General features: G+C 53.8%; 17 protein-coding genes. 5 read left to right on the forward strand and 12 right to left on the reverse strand.

The features are described from left to right. Positions 1 to 86: 86 nt before the first annotated feature. Both BUB27_RS00810 and BUB27_RS00815 read left to right on the forward strand, forming a co-directional pair. A complete protein-coding gene (locus tag BUB27_RS00810; RefSeq protein ID WP_143157638.1) occupies positions 87 to 1,454 on the forward strand; it encodes a sulfatase-like hydrolase/transferase in 1,368 nt (455 codons plus the stop codon). A gap of 139 nt (positions 1,455 to 1,593) precedes the next feature. Continuing rightward, complete coding sequence (locus tag BUB27_RS00815; RefSeq protein WP_159434715.1) at positions 1,594 to 2,409, forward strand: CvfB family protein; 816 nt, start codon at positions 1,594 to 1,596, stop codon at positions 2,407 to 2,409. Between the two features lie 6 nt (positions 2,410 to 2,415). Here the strand turns inward: BUB27_RS00815 and BUB27_RS00820 are convergent, their stop codons facing one another. The 7 genes from BUB27_RS00820 to BUB27_RS00850 form a co-directional block, all read right to left on the reverse strand. After that, complete coding sequence (locus tag BUB27_RS00820) at positions 2,416 to 3,600, reverse strand: amino acid permease (RefSeq protein ID WP_200797035.1); 1,185 nt, start codon at positions 3,598 to 3,600, stop codon at positions 2,416 to 2,418. A 291-nt stretch (positions 3,601 to 3,891) separates the two neighbouring features. Next, positions 3,892 to 4,365, reverse strand: a complete 474-nt coding sequence (locus BUB27_RS00825) for a DUF5069 domain-containing protein (RefSeq protein WP_234991649.1) — start codon at positions 4,363 to 4,365, stop codon at positions 3,892 to 3,894. A gap of 48 nt (positions 4,366 to 4,413) precedes the next feature. After that, positions 4,414 to 5,217, reverse strand: a complete 804-nt coding sequence (locus BUB27_RS00830; RefSeq protein ID WP_143158507.1) for a LamG-like jellyroll fold domain-containing protein — start codon at positions 5,215 to 5,217, stop codon at positions 4,414 to 4,416. Positions 5,218 to 5,297: 80 nt separating this feature from the next. Further along, positions 5,298 to 6,779, reverse strand: coding sequence for a sulfatase (locus BUB27_RS00835; protein WP_143157642.1), 1,482 nt, complete (start codon positions 6,777 to 6,779; stop codon positions 5,298 to 5,300). A 72-nt stretch (positions 6,780 to 6,851) separates the two neighbouring features. Next, positions 6,852 to 8,381 (reverse strand): sulfatase family protein, encoded by a 1,530-nt coding sequence (locus BUB27_RS00840; RefSeq protein WP_143157643.1) that lies wholly within the window; start codon positions 8,379 to 8,381, stop codon positions 6,852 to 6,854. 26 nt (positions 8,382 to 8,407) lie between these two features. Beyond that, complete coding sequence (locus tag BUB27_RS00845; RefSeq protein WP_143157644.1) at positions 8,408 to 9,877, reverse strand: sulfatase; 1,470 nt, start codon at positions 9,875 to 9,877, stop codon at positions 8,408 to 8,410. 16 nt (positions 9,878 to 9,893) lie between these two features. Continuing rightward, positions 9,894 to 11,708 (reverse strand): arylsulfatase, encoded by a 1,815-nt coding sequence (locus BUB27_RS00850; RefSeq protein WP_200797036.1) that lies wholly within the window; start codon positions 11,706 to 11,708, stop codon positions 9,894 to 9,896. 227 nt (positions 11,709 to 11,935) lie between these two features. Here BUB27_RS00850 and BUB27_RS00855 point away from each other — a divergent pair, with 227 nt between their 5' ends. Beyond that, positions 11,936 to 12,283 carry an SH3 domain-containing protein gene (locus BUB27_RS00855; RefSeq protein WP_143157645.1) on the forward strand — a complete coding sequence of 116 codons (348 nt, stop codon included), beginning with the start codon at positions 11,936 to 11,938 and terminating at the stop codon, positions 12,281 to 12,283. 43 nt (positions 12,284 to 12,326) lie between these two features. Here the strand turns inward: BUB27_RS00855 and BUB27_RS00860 are convergent, their stop codons facing one another. Both BUB27_RS00860 and BUB27_RS00865 read right to left on the reverse strand, forming a co-directional pair. Further along, on the reverse strand, positions 12,327 to 13,502 hold the full coding sequence (locus BUB27_RS00860; RefSeq protein ID WP_143157646.1) for a S16 family serine protease: 1,176 nt from the start codon (positions 13,500 to 13,502) through the stop codon (positions 12,327 to 12,329). Between the two features lie 66 nt (positions 13,503 to 13,568). Beyond that, on the reverse strand, positions 13,569 to 14,885 hold the full coding sequence (locus BUB27_RS00865) for an alpha/beta fold hydrolase (RefSeq protein ID WP_200797037.1): 1,317 nt from the start codon (positions 14,883 to 14,885) through the stop codon (positions 13,569 to 13,571). A gap of 101 nt (positions 14,886 to 14,986) precedes the next feature. On the opposite strand from BUB27_RS00865, the gene BUB27_RS00870 reads away from it, so the two are divergent. Beyond that, the gene (locus tag BUB27_RS00870) at positions 14,987 to 15,598 is read left to right on the forward strand and encodes a hypothetical protein (protein ID WP_159434716.1); all 612 of its coding nucleotides are present in this window, start codon (positions 14,987 to 14,989) and stop codon (positions 15,596 to 15,598) included. 83 nt (positions 15,599 to 15,681) lie between these two features. Here the strand turns inward: BUB27_RS00870 and BUB27_RS00875 are convergent, their stop codons facing one another. Then, entirely contained in the window at positions 15,682 to 15,894 is a 213-nt protein-coding gene (locus BUB27_RS00875) for an RNA-binding protein (protein WP_143157648.1), read from the reverse strand. Between the two features lie 381 nt (positions 15,895 to 16,275). On the opposite strand from BUB27_RS00875, the gene BUB27_RS00880 reads away from it, so the two are divergent. After that, positions 16,276 to 17,343 carry a GntR family transcriptional regulator gene (locus tag BUB27_RS00880; RefSeq protein WP_143157649.1) on the forward strand — a complete coding sequence of 356 codons (1,068 nt, stop codon included), beginning with the start codon at positions 16,276 to 16,278 and terminating at the stop codon, positions 17,341 to 17,343. 53 nt (positions 17,344 to 17,396) lie between these two features. Here the strand turns inward: BUB27_RS00880 and BUB27_RS00885 are convergent, their stop codons facing one another. Then, positions 17,397 to 18,086 carry a 3-keto-disaccharide hydrolase gene (locus BUB27_RS00885; RefSeq protein WP_143157650.1) on the reverse strand — a complete coding sequence of 230 codons (690 nt, stop codon included), beginning with the start codon at positions 18,084 to 18,086 and terminating at the stop codon, positions 17,397 to 17,399. A gap of 98 nt (positions 18,087 to 18,184) precedes the next feature. Next, positions 18,185 to 20,401, reverse strand: coding sequence for a glycoside hydrolase family 88 protein (locus BUB27_RS00890; protein WP_159434717.1), 2,217 nt, complete (start codon positions 20,399 to 20,401; stop codon positions 18,185 to 18,187). Positions 20,402 to 20,470: the final 69 nt, after the last annotated feature.

Below are 20,470 nucleotides of genomic sequence, written 5' to 3' on the forward strand. Positions count from 1 at the left end.
TTGGCTGAAAGGACTACCTGAATGTAATACTTCCCGGTTAGGATTCATCTTCAGGAAAACCCGCTTAAACGGAATCAATCAATCCTATGCTGAAACACAATCTATGCGGAGTGCTACTAGGCCTCCTGGCAAGCACCTCTGCCTTTGCGGACAAGAAACCTAATGTTGTCATCCTTTACTCTGACGATGCCGGCTATGCTGACTTTGGCTTCCAGCCCAACTGCGTAGAGGACATGAAAAAGCTCACGCCTCATATCGACTCGATCGCCAAAGAGGGTGCCCGCTTCTCCAATGCCTACATGTCTGGCTGTGTGTGCTCACCCTCCCGGGCAGGCCTGATGACCGGCCGCTACCAGCAGCGCTTCGGCTATGACAACAATCTGCCTCCCGGCTCCAAAGGCGGCCTGGATCTCAATGAGACCTTCGGCGTGAAGCACCTCAAAGGCCTGGGCTACAAGACCGGCCTGGTCGGCAAGTGGCACCTGGGCTACCAACCGCAGTTCCACCCGAACAAGCGAGGCTTCGATTGGTTCTACGGCCTGCTGCAAGGTTCCCGCGGCTATTTCCCCTATGACAAGCCATCCGCACACCGCGTGATCCAGGAGAATGGTGAGGCTACCAAGGAAATCGGCTACGTGACCGACCGCTTCGGGGATGCCGCCTGCCAGTTCATCAAGGAGCACAAGGACGAGCCCTTCTACCTTTTCGTCTCTTTCACCTCCCCCCATGGACCACTGCAGCCCAAACCAGAAGACCTCAAGCGTCTCGAGCACATCACTGAGAAAAAACGTAAGAACTATGCCGGCCTCGTCCTCAGCCTGGATGACAATGTAGGCAAGATTCTCAAGGAGATCGATCAGGCAGGGATCAAGGATAACACGATCGTCATCTATACCAATGACAACGGCGGCCAGACGGCACTCGGCGCTGACAACACTCCGCTCAAAGGCAAGAAAGGCACCATCTGGGAAGGCGGCACCCGCGTCCCATTCGCCGTGCGCTGGCCTCATAAGATCAAGCCCGGCAGCGTAGTCGATCAACCCGTCATCTCCCTCGACATCCTTCCAAGTGTGGTGGAAGCCGCTGGCGATCAGATCCCAGCCGACTGGAAGCTCGACGGCCGCAGCTTCCTGCCGCTTGCTACCGGGAAAGAAGCATCTCTGCCTACCCGCACCCTACACTGGCGCAAGGACGGCTCCAAGGGCCCGATCAGTATCCGTGAGGGTAAGTGGAAGCTGATCCACAACCGTGGTGAAGCCGGTGCCAAGCCAGAGCTCTATGACCTGAGCAAAGACATCAGTGAGTCCACCGATGTTTCCTCCGCCAACCCCGAGATCATGGCTCAGCTCACCGCAAAGATGAAAGCCTGGGAAAGCCAGATGACCGAACCACTCTGGGGACCAAACTCCGTGGGCAAGGAAAGCAAGCCAGAGAAGAAGAAGCGCAAGAAGTAGTCCGCTTTTCAGCCATCTTGAAAGCATTCTCCAACGGCCCCGCAGATTTGCTGCGAGGCCGTTTTTCTTTCTGCTGAACAATTGTGTATCCGCCGCCCATGAACTGAGCTAGAGTCCCGCCATGATCGAGCTGGGCAGGATGAACACTCTGGAAGTAAGCCGGGTGGAAGAACGTGGAGTTTACCTCATGGATCAGGACGAAGGAGAAATCCTGCTTCCTGCCAAAGAGGTGCCTGCCAGTGCCGGCCTCGGCAGCTGGCTTGAGGTCTTTGTCTACCGTGATTCCAAGGACCGCCTGATCGCCACCACCAGCAAGCCCAAGGTCATGGTAGGGGAGTTTGCCGCCCTCAAGGTCACCCAAGTGAACCCGCACGGCGCCTTCCTGGACTGGGGTCTGGTCAAGGACCTCATGCTGCCCTTCGGCGAGCAGAAGAAAAAGGTCAGCCACGGCAAGACCGTCGTCGTCCGCGTCTACGTGGATGAGGACACCGACCGCATCGCCGCCACTACCCGCCTCGGCCGTTTCCTCGGCAAGGAGAACCGCCGCTTTCTGGAAGACGAACAAGTCGATATCATGATCGTGGACTGGTCCGAGCTGGGCTACCGCGTGATTGTCGATGGCAGCCACTGGGGCCTGATCTACCACAACCAGATTTTCCAGCCGCTGACACCCGGTCAAACCATGAAGGCTTACGTTCAGCTGATGCGTCCCGATGGCAAGCTGGACATCGTCCTACAGAAAGGTGGACCAGAAAAAGTCCAGCAACTCACCACCAAGATCCTCGACAAACTCAAGAGCGAGGGCGGCTACCTGGCACTCGGGGACAAGAGTGACTCCACCGCCATCCGGGCGATGTTTGGCGTAAGCAAGAAGACCTACAAGAAGGCCCTTGGCCAGCTCTACAAGGAAAAGAAGATCACCTTCGAAGGCGAAGGCGTGCGCCTAGTGGGCTAGACTTTTCTATCCTGCTGGCACGCCGAAGATCGTAACCATGAGGCACAGCACCGCGGTGATGATGAAAAAGATACAGCGTCCGTGATGAGTCTCTTTTCTCGCCAAGAGCGCGGCTACCAAGGCCTGCAAACAGTAAAACAAGGCAAAGGCTCTGGAAGCCACCGCGATCACCTCATTCACCGAGGTCAACCAGACCACGGAAATGGAGGCAGCCATCACAATCGCATAGGCAATCTTGGGCTTGATGGAAAAGAGATCCTCTAGCAGCCCCCCTGCTGCCGCATCATCTGCTACCGAGGCACTGAACTGGGATCCTATCGCCGCCACAGTCAAGAGGACCGGCAGGACCGCCGCGATGGGCGCTGTCAGCTTGATCACCTCTGTAACCTTGGCATCCATATTGGCTTCAAAGAGCACTGTCATCAGGCCGATGAATAGGATGTAGATCACCGTAGAGATCCACTGGGCGTAGCGCATGGTCTTGATGCGTTGCTCGGCAGGATGCTCATCTCCAAGATAGCGTGAAGTTTCAAATCCTTGCACCACGATCAGCAGACCTAACAGAACCCTGAATTCATAAGCGCCCATGTCCGGCGAACTTGGCGGAAGCTTCCAGTTTCCCTCAGTGAACAGACCGATGTTGTAGGTGGCCAAGGCGACCAACAATGCGGTGATCATGCCCAGGTTCAAGCTGATCGCATACTTCTCTAGCCCCTCCAGAGACCGCAGCCCTTTGGTCACTCCTACGAAGGCAATGACGGCTAGAATCGTAGTCGTTAGGAACTCTACCTTGAGGTGCTCATCGATGCCGAAGCTCGTCAGCGCAAAGGTGGAGAGAAGCTGCAAGTAGTAGGCCACCGAGATGAAGTAGGCCAGTGAAAGAACTATCCGCGAAAGGAAGGCGATCTTCTGCGGCGTGCCATTCTTGTGCTCAATGGGTTCAAAGTAGCGGATGTTGTAGCGCACGACCTCGCCCACACAGTAGGCCATCACCAGCAGAATCAGCATGAACAGGACCGACCAGGGACCAGCTATGCCGCCGATCAGTGGCGCACACACCAGAAAGCCACTCCCCATGATGGAGGCCAGCGGGGTCAAAGTAGCCTTCCAAGTTTTTGATCCGCTGAGTTTCTTAGAAAAGGCAAGAAAGGCAGCCACCGAGAGGGCAATGAGCACGATGAGTATGTTCACTACTACCACATTAGGGAGAACCCAGACACAGTGCAATCTGTAATCCGGTCTCATTGCGATCATCCGGATCCCGTGCTATTCTAGCGCATGGAACCATTCTTAGTTTTGTTCGGCGTGATCGCGCTCTACTTTGCACTCCAGCTGTGGATTCTTCCCGCGCTGGGCCTCCCTACCTGAATGTCCGGAAAATGCTCCCGGTCTGGGAGTAAGGACAAGAAAAAGAAAGAGGACGAGGCTGCCAGCAAAGAGGACTCAAAGCCCAACGACTAGCAGCCCCACAAAGGCAACCCTCTAGAGACGACCTTCCTCCAGGTCGTAGACATCAAACCAGACATAGACTGGACGATGCTTGGGAACGTATTCCTTGATGTAACCTTCCAGGAATTCCTGCAGTTCATCCGGCATGTCCGCGATCGACTTGTAACGAAGATCGTTGTTCCACTTGATGATTTCTATTTTCTCCCGCTTCTTGGCGTGTCTCTCGATGAAGTTTTCCACCTCCTTGTCCGTAGCACCCGTGGCCACGAATTCCCTGAAGGTATGCGAGTCGATCTCCGTAAAGTCAAAGAACAGGCGGTCCAGCGGGCAGTCAAAGTGATACTCATCATTCGTCTCCGCAATCACCGCACGGCATTTGTCTAACATCCGCGCCGCGATGACGTATCCGGCAATGGTGTCACGCGGGCTACGAGGGGGCTCCTTGGAGAGGTCCTTGGCGAGTTGTTTTAATTGTTCATTAGCCATATCACCACACAGGTCGCCCATCTTGGTGAGATGTCAATGAGCCAGCATGTTAGCGTAGACAAATAGCTACTAGCGGCGACGACGGAGGATGAATCCGAGTCCGGCCAGCCCAAGTAGGGCTGCCCCTGATGGCTCAGGAATGGAGGCCACACCACTGTTAAAAATCTGTGTGCGATCTTGCTCATCAAGCACTTCATTCCACATCGCGAAGTCATCCATTTCACCTGCCCACAAGCCATTATTGAATGAGAAAGCACCAAGCTCAAAGTTCTGGATGCCCGCCCAGTTGATCGCTCCACCTGGAGCTGAGTTATTGGAAAATTGTAAGACGTTGTTTTTATAGATGGCCATCTGGCCGGCATCACCATCATAGGTAAAGATGTAGTGATTCAGATCAGATGAGACATCTCCCAGATCTCCGCTGACCCGGTTTGCAGAGCTGACATCCCAGGCCGCATCAAAGTAGGTGGTCCCGTCCGACCACTCCAAGTGCGCTTGCAAGATGCGGGTACCGACTGAGTTATTACTATTACTGATCGTAAATGGATTGGACCCCACGCTCTCACTGTTCACGTTCGCCCAGAATGCAATCGTGACCTGATTACCCGTAACGGTATTCAAGCTGGAAATCGTGGAGGCAGAAACACCGCCAGCACGAGCCAAGGCTCCGCCCAGATTCACTGATCCTCCAAAGGCTCCGCCCGTCGCATTCCAGGTAGAGCCTCCATTCAAGGTTAGGTCTCGTCCATTGCCTGAACTATCGGTCACCGTGGTACCACTACCCTCGTCAAAGGCGTAGTGAAGTAGCAAGGCTGCATGAGACGAGCCAGTGAGTACAAGCAAGCTGAAGAGGGAGGTCGGGAGTATTTTCATGAGTAGAGTGCACGAATTATTGCACCTAGCATACTAAGACTACCATCCATTAAGCTGCAAGAAGAATCCATGATACAGATTCACAAAACCTCATCCGGAAGCGGCACTGGCTTGCCAGTCTTCTTGACGGTCGCCATGAGTGCCTTGGTAGAGCGCAGGTGATCAGAGAGCAGCTTGGCCAGACGCTTAACGTCCTCAGCTTGCTTGGCAGCCAGATCATTTTCCTCACTCAAATCATCCTTGAGATTAAAGAGCTCGAGCTTCTGGGTGGCGTGCCAGTAGAGCAGCTTGAGATCACCGAGTCTGACAGACGAGAAAGCCGGCTGGTCATAGGAATTCGGGTAATGCCAGAAGAGCGGGCGCTGGGAGCGATCGGTCGCCGGGTCATTGAGGATCTCATCAAAAGAGAGTCCATCGTTCTGCGGGATCTCTTTCATGCCCGCCCACTCGAGGAAAGTCGGGAAGATATCTTCAATGATGATCGGGGCATCAGTGCGGGTGGTCTTCTTGGTGATTCCCGGGTAATGCACGATCATTGGTACGCGGGAGCCACCCTCGTAACCAGAAATCTTGTGACCACGAAGCGGCAGGTTGCGCTTGCAGTTTTTCGGAGAACCGTTGTCTGACATGAAGACAATGATGGTGTCTTCCGCGACCCCAAGCTCCTCGAAAGTATCCATCAAGTCACCCAGTGACTTGTCCATGGACTTAAGCATCGAGGCCAGAACCGCCTGCTGACCTTTGAGGCCTTTCTTTTTGAAATGATCGATGAAACGACGGTCTGCTTCCCAAGGCGCGTGAACGGCGTAATGGGACATGTAGAGGTAGAAAGGCTTCTTGTCCTCTTTGACGGTCTTCTTCAGCTCGGCGATAGTTTCGAGCGTCAGAGCCTCGGTGAGGTTGATCTTCTGGCCGTGGTATTTTTCTAAACCGGGGACACTCCAGATGGCGCCGCCACCTCGCCATACCGCGCTGAAGTCCTTGTCACCATGATAGGAGCCAGGTCCGCCCATGTGGGCACCGGCGATGTTCACATTGAAACCCAGGTTGCTCGGGTTGGCACCCGGCGTATCCTTGGCACCAAAGTGAGCCTTGCCCACGTGGATGGTCTTGTAGCCCAGATCCTGAAGGTAGGCCGGTAGAGTCTTGGCTTCGAAGGTAGCTTCTACATTGGTCCCGGGAGGCTGGAGGCCATTGAGGTTCCACTTCGGAGGCAAGAGCACCTTGGTATTCTCCCTGGGAGCCACATTTTTTCTGAGTGTCCAGCTAGTCACTTTATGGCGCGCAGCATTCTGGCCGGTCATCAGTGAGACGCGGGTTGGCGAACAAATCGCGCAGGCATAGGCATTGGTAAAGAGCATGCCTTCGCTAGCGAGACGCTTCATGTTCGGCGTCTCATAGACATCATTCAGGGCAGTGCGCTCCGGACCAAAGGCCACAGAGGTCTCTTGCCAGCCCATGTCATCCACCAGGAAGAACAGGATGTTAGGTTTTTCACTGGCGGATGCTAAGGATGTGAGGCCGAGCGCGAGCAAGGCCGCTGTCTGGAAGATTCTTTTCATCGTGGTAGGTGTCGATTGATATCTACCTTACTGCAAAAAAATGTACATTCTATCGTTTATGACAACAGCCATCTACTGCTTCAGCTCCGGGAAGCGGGTAAGGACGCTCTTGGGGAAGGGAATAACGCCATCGTTCTTCTGCTTGGGTCCTGTGGTCGAGCGGCCATTGTGAATCATCTTGGCCAGCTCACCCGCGAGTTCCTTGACCAGCTCCGGATGCTCCTGGGAAATATCCTTGCTCTCCTTGGGGTCATTGCCGAGGTGGAAGAGCTGCACTTTATTCAGCAGCACCAGCTTGTAGGGACCTTTACGGATGGCGAAGCGACCGCCGATGTCATGGTTCACCACCAGAGGCCTGTCCTTGAGAAGCTCTTTCTCACCAGTAAGAAGTGGCAGTAGATTGGTGCTATCCACAGCCGCCGTCTCAGGCAGCTTCTTGCCCAGTAGTGCAGCGGTGGTGGCGTAGAAGTCATTCAGGCAGACCACTTCTTCACACTTGCTGCCCGCTTTGACCTTGCCCGGCCAGCGGACGATCAGCGGGACACGGTGGCCACCTTCGTGAATCTGGGCTTTCTGGCCCTTGAAGTGATGCCTTACGTCGATGCCGTTCTTCTTCAGCTTATCCAGCTGCCCCTTATGGGAGGCTGAGCCATTGTCAGCAGTAAAAATCAGGATCGTATTGTCCGCGACTCCTGCTTCTTCCAGAGCCTTGACCACCTGACCTACGACAGCATCTGTCTCCATGATAAAGTCCGCATAGGGAGTCACGCTCTGCCCCTGCCAGGGCTTGCTCGGAGAGATCGGGGTGTGGGGTGAGGTAAGGGGAAGATAGAGGAAAAAGGGCTTCTCCTGCTTGGACTGCTCCTTAATCCACTGGGCGGACTCGGTGCCTAGGCGAGGAAGGATGTCTTCCAGCTTCCAGCCGGGAGCCATGACCCCTGGATGGCCAAACATATCTTTCGGCTTCCTTTCAGAAGGCAGGGGATCGGCATTGCGATTCTTGATCCAAGTATAGGGAGGCATGTTAGGGAGATCGACTCCAGACCAGTAATCAAAACCATGGTCCAGCGGGCCACCGGTCACCGGCTTGGTAAAATCAATGCTCTTCTCAACGGCGGCCAGCTTCTCCTTCATCTTCGCATTCTTGAAGAAGGCGTCCTGGTCGTTGACGTTGGCATTCGCATCCTTGCCTTCCGCGTCTTTCCAGTCGAGACCCAAGTGCCATTTGCCGATCATCCCTGTGGTGTATCCTTCCTGCTGCAGGAACTCCGGGTAGGTCATCAGCTCGTCTTCAATCAAGGGTCTACCGTAATCCCAGAGAACGGCACTCTTCAGGCGAGAGCGCCAGCTGTAGCGGCCAGTCAAAATCCCATAGCGGGTAGGCGTACAGACAGCTGAACCCGAGTGACCATCAGTAAAGGTCATGCTCTGAGGGATCAGTTTGTCGATGTTTGGAGTCTTCAAAGGCCCCATGGCGGAGTTCAGGCCAGAGACGGAGTCGTAACTCATGTCATCCGCCAGGATAAAAACAATGTTCGGCTTGTCCGCAGCCTGAGCCGCCAGCGACAAGGCGCCGAGAAGAGAGAAGAGTGTTTTGTACATGATTATTGTATGTATTTCATTGGAACTTATTCAGGTGTCAGGACTTTGCCTGCGGCATCAATGGGATACTGAGCATCTTCTCTGACCAACCTACTCTTTAGTTCGGCGCAGAGGCGCTGCACTTGGACACCCTCTTGCTCCGCCAGGTCATTTTTCTCAAATGGGTCCTCTTTGAGGTTATAGAGTTCGTAACGCTTTTTACCAAAATAGTGGTAGATGAGCTTCCAGTCTCCCAGGCGAAGGGAGGTAAAATAAGAACTCTTATGATCATGCGGAAAATGCATCAAGAAGGCCTGCTCATGCAGGGGATCATCTTTTCCACTGAACAATGCTTTCAGGTTGAAGCCATCCACGGGGTGGCCTTTGGGGCTCTCCGTACCAGTCAGATCCAGAACGGTAGGGAAGATGTCCATCACGGTGCCGATGGCCTCTGCCTGCAACTTTCCTTGAGCGATCGGCCAGGCTTTCTGGAGTTCCGAATCAGGGTCAGATTTTGCCCAGGCCGCAATGAAGGGCACGCGGGTTCCTCCTTCATAGCAGGTCCCCTTCATACCGCGCAGTGGAGCAGAGGAGCCGTAAGCTTTGGCTTTCCCCACCGGACAGGCACTGCCATTGTCTCCTAGGAAAAGAATCAGGGTATTCTCAGCCTGCCCAATTTGATCCAGATGATCCATGATATCTCCGAGCGACTTGTCCATGCCTTCCACCAGGGCGGCAAACGCGCAGGCTCCCTTCGATTTCCCTTTGTAGTTGCCGATGTATCGCGGATCCGGAGTAAAGGGCCCATGCACCGCATAATGTGACATATAGAGGTAGAAAGGCTTCTTGTCTTTCACTGAGTCATCGATGGCCTTATTAGCCTCAAAGGTCAGAGCCTCAGTCAGAAAGGTGCCTGTGTTGTGGTATTTCTCCAGCCCCGGTACCGGACGACTGGATTTCTGGCCATAGTCGCCCACATAGGTCCCAGGCCTACCGATGGCTGAACCAGCGATATTCACCTCAAATCCCAGATTAAGGGGCTCAGCCCCCTCGCTCTCTAGTGGGCCAAAGTGCCCCTTGCCTACATGGATGGTGCGGTAGCCATTCTTCTGCAAGATGCGTGGAAGGGTCAGCGCATTTTTGGTCAGGCCTTTCCAGTTCCACTCAGGAGGGCCAAACTTGCCCCGGTTATTGGATCCCGGATTGATGAACTGCGTGGTGTGATGACGCGTGGCATTCTGCCCGGTCATGATAGATGCCCTAGTCGGAGAGCACACACTCTGTGCGTAGAAATGGGTAAAGCGAATGCCTTGCTTGGCCAGGCGCTCCATATTTGGAGTGCGGTACCACTCATTCAAGGGATAGGATTTCGGATTTCCCGATTCATCAGTTAGAAAAGGGACCGAAGTATCCATCACCCCCATGTCATCGACGAGAAAAACAACAACGTTAGGTTTCTGTGGAGCGGCGGTGAGTGAACAAGCAAGTGCTAGGGAAAGCGCGTGTAGAGTCTTCATGCTTCTTTATGATTTCTTATTTCTGAATCTTACGAATATAGATGAAATAGGCGCCTGTCAGCGGTTTGCCATTCTCTCCCAGCAACATGGCTTTGATCTCATGCCTGCCCGCAGTCAGCTCGCGCTCAAAGACAGCTGATTCAGCACCTTCGGACGGCTTGTTCAAATCAGGCTCCGCACCATCGATACTCAGGCTTACGGATTCCACGGGCAGAGCTACAGCCTTACCTTTCGCTCCCTGCAGTAGACCATGCACAGGCTTGCCCCCGGTGACATAGGAATCGACCAGGCGCTTCTTCAGATCTGGGGCGGCATTCAAAGCAGTCTTGGCTTCACGAGGCCAGCGGCGTACTTCCAGACGGTACTTGCCCGGCTGCTGCACCCGCACCACCCAGTTGCCGCTGCTGCGGACTCCGCGTGCCACCAGGGCGTGGTTCCACGGCTCCATCGAGCGCCCGTAGCAATCATGGCTGTGCAGCATCACCTCCGGCTGCTGCTCGCTGCCCACGATCTTTGTCTCCACTTTCTCCTGGGGCCTGCCGACATCCTTTGCATAGGCCAGATAGTCATCACGCAGTTGCTTCACCAGATCAGAATTCCCTGCTGCTAGATCCTGTTTCTGCCCTGAATCCTTGGAAATATCATAGAGCTGCTTGCCATTGACCAGACGCCACTTGCCGCGCAGCACCACGGATGCCTCAAAGTCCTTGCCGTTAAAGTTTCGCTGGCGCTCGATCACTGTGGAGCGTTCCGGAAGTTTCGCTTCCGGATTTCTCAGCTGTGTGGCAAAGCTCCTGCCATCCAGCTTTACTCTCTCTGGAGTCTTTAGATCTAACATGTCCACCAAGGTCGGTAGGATATCAATGTGCATGGTCATCCCTCCCACTTCTTTCCCCGCTGCCAGCTTACCGGCAGGCCAATGCACGAAGAGTGGGACACGGTGACCTCCATCGTATTCACTGCCTTTCTTGCCACGCATCCCGGCATTGAATACCTTCACACCAGCTGTCCCTCCATTGTCTGTTAGAAAAATGAAAATGGTATTCTCTGAAAGATTTCTCTCTTCTAACAACTTCCTAAGTTTTCCGATCCGTTCATCGATTCTTCTGATGCCAGCGTAGAAGTACTGGGCCTTGTGCTTCTTCACCGTATCGGAGAAGGGCTCGGCCAGTTTGAGATCCGGAATGGTATGGGGGCCGTGAGGCAGGTAAGTAGGCAGATAGAGGAAGAAGGGCTGATCACCTGGGGTGGTTTTGACGAAGTTCTCGGCGGCATCAAAGAAGACATCAGGCGCCCAGCCTTCGCGTGGCTTCTCTTCCCACTCTCCATTGTAGTTGTAGAGATCGTTGACGCGGTCATTGAACATGTAGTCCGCCGTGGTTCCTGGGCCTCCGTCTCCCAGAGTCAGCACCTCCTGAAAACCCCGATCGATCGGGCGGTAAGGCACGCCATTACCCAGATGCCATTTGCCGAACATGCCCGTCCGGTATCCATTCTGCGTGAACACATCGGCCATCGTCACTTCGCCCTCACGCAGGAAATTACCGGAGACAATGGTGTGCCAGACACCCACTCTGCGTGAGTAGCGCCCGGTCATCAGAGCCGATCGGGTCGGGGAGCAGGTGGGGTCTACATGGAAATCTGTAAATCTTACAGAATTGGCATGCAGGGCATCCAGATTCGGGGTCTGGAAATGGGCATTTCCCAGACAAGAAAGGTCACCGTAGCCCTGGTCATCAGTCATGATCACGACGACATTCGGCTTCACGGGAGCGGCGGATACCAGCCCCGATAGGAGGATGGTTAGGAAAGCAGAAAGTTTTTTCATCATAGCAGAGGGTTCACGTGAATTACACATTTGCGTAGTCCATAGCATACGCCAACCCACTTGGCTTCTTACAGATAAAAACCTTTGCCCGGTCAACTCCCCACACCAGACACTTAGTCATGCGACTAGGATGAACAGACCAGCCCAGAGAAACACCATCTTCACCATCCGAAGGTAAATTGGGCTGAAAGTAGTTTGCCGTAACAGGCCACATCCGTTAATGCTCCTGCATGCAATACGAAGCCACCAGCGACTACGAAGTCATTGACCGCAATCCTCTTGCCATCAAAGCAGGCGATACTGTCAAAGTCGGCAGACGTGACGAGGGATGGGATGGCTGGGTCTGGGTGAGCACAGAGGACGGCAGAGGAAGCTATGTTCCAGAAGAACTGCTCGCGGAGAAGCATGCCGAGATGGGTTCAGATGTGGCGGTCACAGGAGAATTTACTGCCAAGGATCTCAGTATCATCAAAGGGGAAGTCGTGGATTGCCTCAAGGAAGTCAAAGGCTGGCTCTGGTGCCGCAATGGCTCAGGAGTCGAGGGCTGGCTTCCTGCTTATCTGATGCGTGCCCTTTAGGTCGCTTGGGCTACACCTCTTCTAACTGCGCTCATGCTCGGGCTTACTCGCCCAGGATCTCTTCCATGAACTTGGAGTTGCTGCGCAGTTTGTCAGCTTCGATTTTCAGCTTGTTGATACGGCTGTTGATTTCCTGGATATCTCCATTGGAGAGCACCTTGTCATTGCGACGCAGCTTGATCCACTGTCCGATATCGAGCACCGCATCGCAGTACTCCACGGTACGTTTGTCGAGTTTGCGGCGCACCCTTTGGAGCTGACTCAGGGTCTTGAAAATCACATCGCTATTACCGGCAACATTCTGGAAACTGCCATTCTGAAGCGCCCCGTAAATGGCATCTGAGCAGCTGTCGACAGCATGCAGTGATCCAGCAGCAGAGAGACGTCTGGGTCCGTTGCCTGCCGCATGGAGCAAGAGTAATTTGGCGGAGAGGCAGTTGGGAGTGAGCTTGTAGATTTCCCGGAGTTTCTCCAGGACCTTGGGATGCTTTACATAGTTCTCATTCTTCTGGAGAGCCTTCTGCACCATCTTGAATTCATCGATCGACTTCTGGACATCCTCTGCACGCTCGGCAACCGCCAGCGCCTTGGCGTCCTTGAATTCTTTCACGGTGAAAATCTGCACCGCGTAGAGATACTCCAGGCCTGAGATGATGTACTCATCCTCCATGGCCACGGCATTATTCTCCGGAATGGCGATGATCTCTGCGTCCCCCTTACTGACAGCTCCACGGACCTTGGCCGGCACACCACCGACGGGCTGGACTGCACCAGTGGCCGTCATGTCTCCGGTAACCGCGAACTTGGGGTCGAGCTTGTCCCCGGAGAGGATGGAATCCCCCAGCAGAGCACAAGCCACAGCGGCAGAAGGGCCGTCTTTTGGCGTGTACTTGTCTGCAAAGCCCAGCTCGATAGCTTTGCCCTCAGGGATTTCGTCCTGATACTGGACAGAAAGATACTTGGTCACCTCTTTGACCGAGGAAGACATCATTTCTCCCACGGCCTGGTTGAAGCGGACTTCGAAATGGGAATCCGTGGGGACAACGGTCGCATTCAGCTGAGAGGCGGAGCCTGCATGTTTGCCATTCGGAAGCTGGACGACCAGAAGGCCCCTGACTGAAGTCTGCATCAACTTTTGAGCCGAGAGGGGAGCCACGAGGCTGGCCATGGCCAATGCCAAGGCTCCATGGGCTTTCAGACGTTTTCTTGGGCAAAACATGTTGAATCCAAGCTACGGCCATGCAGGGGCTTTTGGCAATGGTATTCTGAACATGTGGGCAACAAGCTAGATCTCCTCCAGCTTGTTTAACAAGGTCCTGAGAATCTTTGGACCATCGACACCGATCCCATTATGCTCCCACTCATTGGTGACCCACTGGTAGAAGCGTGGAATGTGGTCGGCAGTCTCACGGGAAAGTTCTACCGGTACATACATATCTGCGTAGTAGGAGATCGCCGCGACTGGCACCGTATTCTGCCCTAACTGCTCGATGTCATAGAGTCTGCCCCAGTCCTCTTTCTGAGCCAGTAGCTCGGCGCATTCCTTGAATGGACGCAGGTTGGCAAAGTCATCCAGCATGGTAGGAGAGATCATTTCCCCGGTGAAGATGAATGGCCCCTCGGTATCTACGGCCACCTCCGGAAACTCTTCACGCAGACGTTCGGCTGCCCAGTTCGTGGCATAGCCTTCGCCATAGATAGACTCATGCAAGATGCAGAAAATCGGGTTGGTATCAAAAGCGTGCTGCTGCTCCACACCGACCAGGAAGTCATAGCTCAGCTCCTCTCCCTCCGGCCCCTCCACGAAGGCTTTCTCGATCAGGTAGTGGATGCGCTCAAAGCCGCTACTCATGCCAAAGGCCAGTCCCAGGGCCTGGAATCGGCGTGGGCTGAGGCGTCCTCCGCTCGGCAAGGTGACCTCATTCTCTGACAGGTAGGATACGATTTTCTTCACACCCTCCACATGCTCAGGATAGCGGCGGTAGAACTCACGGTTCTTCTCCAGCACCTTCCCGTATGTCAGGCGGTAGTTGTCTTCCGCCCTGCGCAAGACACAAGCCACACCACCGGTAATGGCCACACCAGAGAGACCTTCCGGATAAAAGGAAAGGTAAGTCAGCAGACAGAATCCACCGTAGGACTGGCCTACACCCACCCACTTGGTGCTCTCACCGGCCAGAGTCTTACGGATCGCCTCCGCATCACGTACGATGTTGTCCGCACGGAAGTGCGTCAGGTATTCAGCTTGTTCCTGAGGAGACTGGAACTTGGCCAGCGTCTGAGGAAGCACACGTGAGCTGAGCCCCGTGCCACGCTGGTCTAACAAAATAAGACGATGGGTCTTAAGCGCCTCACCAACCCAGCCGCTGTTCAACTCAGGACGAGGGGAAGGGAACCCAGGGCCACCCTGGAAAAACACCATCCACGGCAAGGACTCGTCATGCTCCTTAGAAATGGAAACCACCTCGCGGGCAAATACCTCGATAAATCCCGCCGCCTCATCGGCATAGTCCAGAGGCAACGTAAACTTGTGGTCTTTGAGGACCATCCCTTCAAATTTACGAATCGCGGAGGTGATGTAAGGAGCAGTCTTAATCGTCATACCTTCTATCTTTAGTGAGCTAAATCCTTTCTGCACACCGAAAAAACGAGCCTGTGCTGATAATACAATGATGAGTGAAGGTTTGAGGCAACTCGGCTATTGTGCTCGCAGGATATCTCCAGCATGCTGCCTCAGTCATGGATCCGTCCTCTCCCTACGCTCTGCCAGAGAGCGCCAAGCAAGCACCTCAGCGCGACCCGAATCTAGTCTATACGGACGGCACCCATCTGGTCGTGCCCCCGATTGCCGAACTCCCATACCGCTGTATCGGCACTAACGAGAGCATGGGGATGGAGAGGAAAACAGAGACCTTGGTCGTCTGTCCCCGCTGGTTGAATCTGATCCGCTTCTTGTTCTTCCCGCTCTACCTCATCATGATGTTAGGTTCCACGCGGCGCTGTAAAGTAAGCTTCAGCTACCTGCCTCAGGTCAACCATGGTCGACAGTGGTTTTACGCGATTGTTGGAGTGCTGTGCACAATCAACGGTAGCCTGTTAATGTACACCCAATGGGGTGACTGGGGATGGAAATTCGTCCTAGGAGCCTTTCTACTCAGCGGCGGCCTCTCACTCATCCTGGAGAGCCGGCTCAGACTGAGAGCGAAAGAGAGCCAGCATGGATGGTTCTTCATCCAAGGTTGTTCGCTGGCCTTTCTTCAAGAGGTCGAGCGGCTGGAGAGCCTACGCGGCGCAGTCGTGCTACCTAGCGAGTGAGGCATGACGCCACAAAAATAGAGCGGTGATCCTACTCGCCGCTCTAGAGAGAGTTTTCGCCCCTACTGTGGAGCCGGGTCTGCCTACTCTGAGGAGTCAGCAGTCGCTTTGATATCAGACAACGCAGCAATGAAGTCGCCGAGGATATCCGCTGGCACCATGATGGTGTCACGGTTTCCTCCCACGTCTTCAGTGATCTTCACCACTTTGCCACGGGCGTTTTCCTTCAAATCCAAGAAAAAGATCTTACGGTCTGCGAGAATCTTTTCTGTATGCAACAGGTCGTTGTTATGCATCTAGCCTCCTATCCTGGTTTTTATTGGTTATTCGAATTCTCCCATACAGGGAGTACAGAGAGAGCCTTTCACCGAAGTGAACCATTAGTCAATGTAAATCAAAAATTTAGATCAGGGAAAACGAAGGAGCGAGCAGCGAGCCGAATCTCCTCTGGGGGTGAATAACATCGTGGTTTAGCTCTCGAACCTCACCAAAAAAAACTGCCCTCCGTACCATAGCGAGTCTCAACCGGGGGGAAACGTTGAGACTCGGAATGTTCTGTACGGGGGCTACACAACCTACTCATTTTCTATATGTTTTCATGATGAACAACAATCTCTAAGCAGCTTGCGTGACTGTGTTAAAAAGTGCTACAGTGGAGATTGGATAGTGTATCTGCCATGAAAGACAAACTCCCCCGCATTCCGCTGGAGAAACTCAGCTTGCCTGAGTTACTAGCTGGAAAACTGAAGCAGCTCATCCTGGAAAAAAAGTGGACGCATGAGCTGCCCGGTATTCGTGCCCTCAGTGAGACCTTTGGCGTGAGCACGCTAGTGGTCAAACAAGCTTTAGAGCAGCTCGAGCAAGAAGGCTTGCTTGATCCCGCAGAGAAGGGAAAAGCGCGGCACATCCACTTGGGTGCAGTCCCTCCAGACTCAGCCAGCGATACTCTCATCTTGCTGCGCCCGTATAAGCACCTGATGTCCACCCTAACAAATGAAGTCTATGAGACCTGTCTAAGACAACTCATCGCCATGGAGGCAAGCTTTCGTGAGATCGCTATTGATGTCAAAGACGGTAGCCAATTCAGCCTACCAAGCCATGAAGATGTCAGCCAAATTACCAATCTCAAAGGAGTGATAGCCTGCGACGTAGCGCATGATAAAGCCCGGGAAGCCTTTGGACCTGATGTTCCCATGCTCGTGATGGGTCCTAAGCTGATAGAGGACTCTCGCTGCGCCAGCGTGGCCCTCTCGATATCAGATACCTTCGCCAAGTTGATCCATCATCTCCTTCAGCTAGGATTAAGCTTCGTCCCCATACTAACAAGCTATCCCACCAAAGCCTTTCATGCGAAACTGAGCCATCTGACTGAAGAGATCTACGCATCCCATCAACTACGCTACCGCGAGGAACTGCACTTGCCTTACACCGATTACAGTAACCTGGAATCCGTCATCTCCAGGATCCTGGACTATGGCCTGCCTGAGGCGGTGATCTGCCTAGGGAATGACCAGTGGTGCTTTCTTACCCACTACTTCATGCAGCGGGGGCTCAAAGTAGAGGTTCTATGCCTGTTTGAGACACCGCTCTTCAGGCTTTTCAAATCGAAACCCTACGTCTGCCAGCCACTTTATGAAGACTACGCCAGCGCCCTGTGCGACTGGCTCACCCAGTTAGACCATCCAATGCCGCTCACCTTCAACCGCAAGGTAGGCTGCCGCTTCAGCTGGGAGAAAAAAAAATAGGCCGCGCCAATTTCCTGAGAGGAAACTCGCACGGCCCGGGCTATTGATAAAAATTAGAGCTCGCGGATCACGAGCTTACGCCAGCGAACGTTGCATGACTTGCCGCCGTGTACCTGGAGGCCGAAGAACCCTTTGCGGGTGTCGTTCTCCTTGTCTGTGTCTACGAAGTCGACACGCTTGACGCCATTGAGCCAGGTCTGGATGTGGTTACCCTTGCAGCGGATCTTAAAAGTATTCCAGCCATCAAACTTGAAAACACGGTTACCTTCCGCAGAGAACCACTCGCGGTGGAACTTGTGCTCATCGCCATTTTTTACAGGGAAGAGCCAGCCGCGGCGGGCTTCATCAAACAGGCCTGCGGACCAGCCACGCTTGGTGTTGTCCCCCTCGCATTGGTAGCCGAAGACACGGCCGTTCTCGCCAGGCTTCTGCGCCGCGCGGAACATCAGGCCGGAGTTGCCAGTAAGATCATCAAACTTGAATTCATAGGTGAATTCGAAATCACCGTACTCCTTGACGGTGCGGAGGAAAGTATTGCCGCGGACGTTCTTGCCGAAACCGACGATACAGCCATCCTCGACCTTGAATTCTCCAGATCCGCCGACTTTCTTCCACCCGTTAAGGGTCTTGCCGTCAAAAATAGGAACCGCTTTGCTTTCTTCCTGAGTAGTCTTTGTCTCATCCGCAGCGCAAGCAACGAGCGGTGCACAAACGAGAGCGAGTGCTAGTGTGGTGAATTTCATAATCTTAAATCCGCATGAATTGATGACACGGTAGTATCATTTTTACGATCCTACCGTGCCTATATTGCGCAAGAGTCGTTTTCATTCAACGACGAAGTCTATTCCACCGTGACCGGATGATTGAGCTCGTGGTGCAGGTAAGCAAGCTTGCGGCCAAGGGTACGAGGTCCTGGCACATCCACTTTTTCCCAGGCAGCACCGGCATGATACGTCACTGGCTTGCTGAGATCAGCTGCTAGAACTTTGAGCAAATGAGACTGCTGGCTCTTGTAGCCATTCAGCGCATCATCGTTGTTGATGACAAAAGTGCTGATGTGGCCGTGCTCCTTGGCCATCACTGGATCCCAGTAGATGGTGTAGAGGCCAGAGTATTCGCTAGGTCTGGTTTTCTTGCCACGGGTACTGAGTCCTGCCACTGGCTTAATCCCCTTGGCATCCCCCTCTACTTTGAAGGTGGACTCCACCTTGAAGGCATGTTGCCCGGCAAGCATGGTAAATGTACGGGTCTCCTGCACCTTGGCCTGACCTACTTCCACAGGATCATAACTAAGCTGGAATTTGAGGCGCAGCGGGCCAGTCTCGAGCACTTTGTATTTCGCGTACACCGGGCTCACCACTAGCTTGCCCGCTGGATCCAGATAGCCGAGACCTCCACAGCCAAGACCTGGTCCTACTTTGTAACCATCTAGGCCGGTCCCATTGTCCGTGTGATAGTGCTCTTCACCCTTCTTGTACCACTCATTGACCACTGGGGTGCGCACAGACTTGGTCCAGACATCGATGCCTCCACGAGAACCTTCCTTTGCAAGGGCGGGACCATAGGCACGGAAGGCAATGCGGTCATTTTCCCAGGCAAAATCATCTTTGCGCTCAGGCACAAAGCGGGCGGTGAGCTGGTTAGGCTGGAAGGATGGCTTCACATCACCAACAGCACAGAGCTGCACACTGCGCTTCTCATTAGGAGTCAGGTCTACCTGAAACAGGAGTGCCTCTGGTGTGCCGTCCTGGTTTTCATCCACGATCTGAGTCGGGACAAAGTAGCCACGTACGGCATCCCTAACAGCTGCGTTCTCCGCAGTGATTTCGGGCAGCTTTTTCTTGGCCACTTTCCAGTCCAGGGAAATGACTTCATTCAATCTAACAAAATCACTAGGATTCGTCACCTTCAGTTCAGCTGTCTTGGAACCGGAGAGCACCAGATACTTGTGCAGCTCATGCGCGCACTGCAGGAATCCGCCAACCCCATAGACTTCTGTCTGGTCGATAGTGACCTGACGTGGATCTTCACCCACAGGCTGGATGAATCCCAGCTTGCCGTCCGCGTGAACATTTTTCACCAGGCGGTCCCAAGCCTTGAAGCTGGCCTGCTTGTACTCGGACTCAGGAAGGATGCCATTGTTGATTCCCCAGAGGAAACCATAGGCAAAGAATGCCGTGCCTGAGGTCTCAGGAGAAGGAAAGCTATCTGGATCCAGCAGAGATGCATGCCAGGATCCGTCCTCTAACTGGATCGACTTGAGCTTGGCAGCCATTTTCTTATACAGCTCCAAATACTTTGGTCTGTATGCATGATCCTCAGGCATGTGCTGCAGGATATGGCAGAGTCCGGCAAAAACCCAGCCGTTGCCTCGTGACCAATAGACATTCTTGCCATTCTTTTCCTTTTTTCCAAAGTACTTCGAGTCACGCCAGAAGAGGTCGTCCTTCTTGTCGAACAGGTAGTCCGTGGTCTTCCAGTAGAGTTTATCCATGGACTCTAGGTACTTCTCATCTCCTGTCGCGGCGTGCAGCATGGCCAGTGTAGGTGGAGACATGTAGAGAGCATCACACCAGGACCACTCACGCATGTGGATGTGGTTCACCCACTCCAGGGACTCGTCGTGAGGCTGGGCGATGTAGTCATCCATGCCGCTCCGGGTGGTCTCTAACTGGGCAGGGATTTCATCTCGCAAGTAATGCCAGAGATGCAGTTGACCCACGCAATGGTCGTCCGCATGGCCTGGTCGTGGCCCAAGAGTGTAGTTCAAGTTTTTGGAAACCGTACGCATGGCCTCAAAATACTTTGAGTCTCCCGTAGTCTGTGAGTGCGCCATCATTCCTGTCCACAGGGCGGCTTCTGTCCACTCCCAGTCCTTGTAGCGGTGTGGATGAGCCAATTGCCAATCAGCTACCGCATTGGAAACTTTAAGGATGCTTTCCGCGGTAACATCCGGCGAGAAAGCATCGAGCTCCGCCGGTTCTTCAGCTTGTAGTGAGAGGCTTCCACCAAGGGTAGCTGCCAAAGTCAGTGAATAGAGAGTTCGTGTGTTTGTCATGATATCTGTATTATTGCTTTTTAAACGCCAGACTTGCTTTGAATATAACGACATTTGGCCACATGGAAA

Origin of the sequence: Rubritalea squalenifaciens DSM 18772 (assembly GCF_900141815.1) — a bacterium.
Lineage (GTDB): Bacteria > Verrucomicrobiota > Verrucomicrobiia > Verrucomicrobiales > Akkermansiaceae > Rubritalea > Rubritalea squalenifaciens.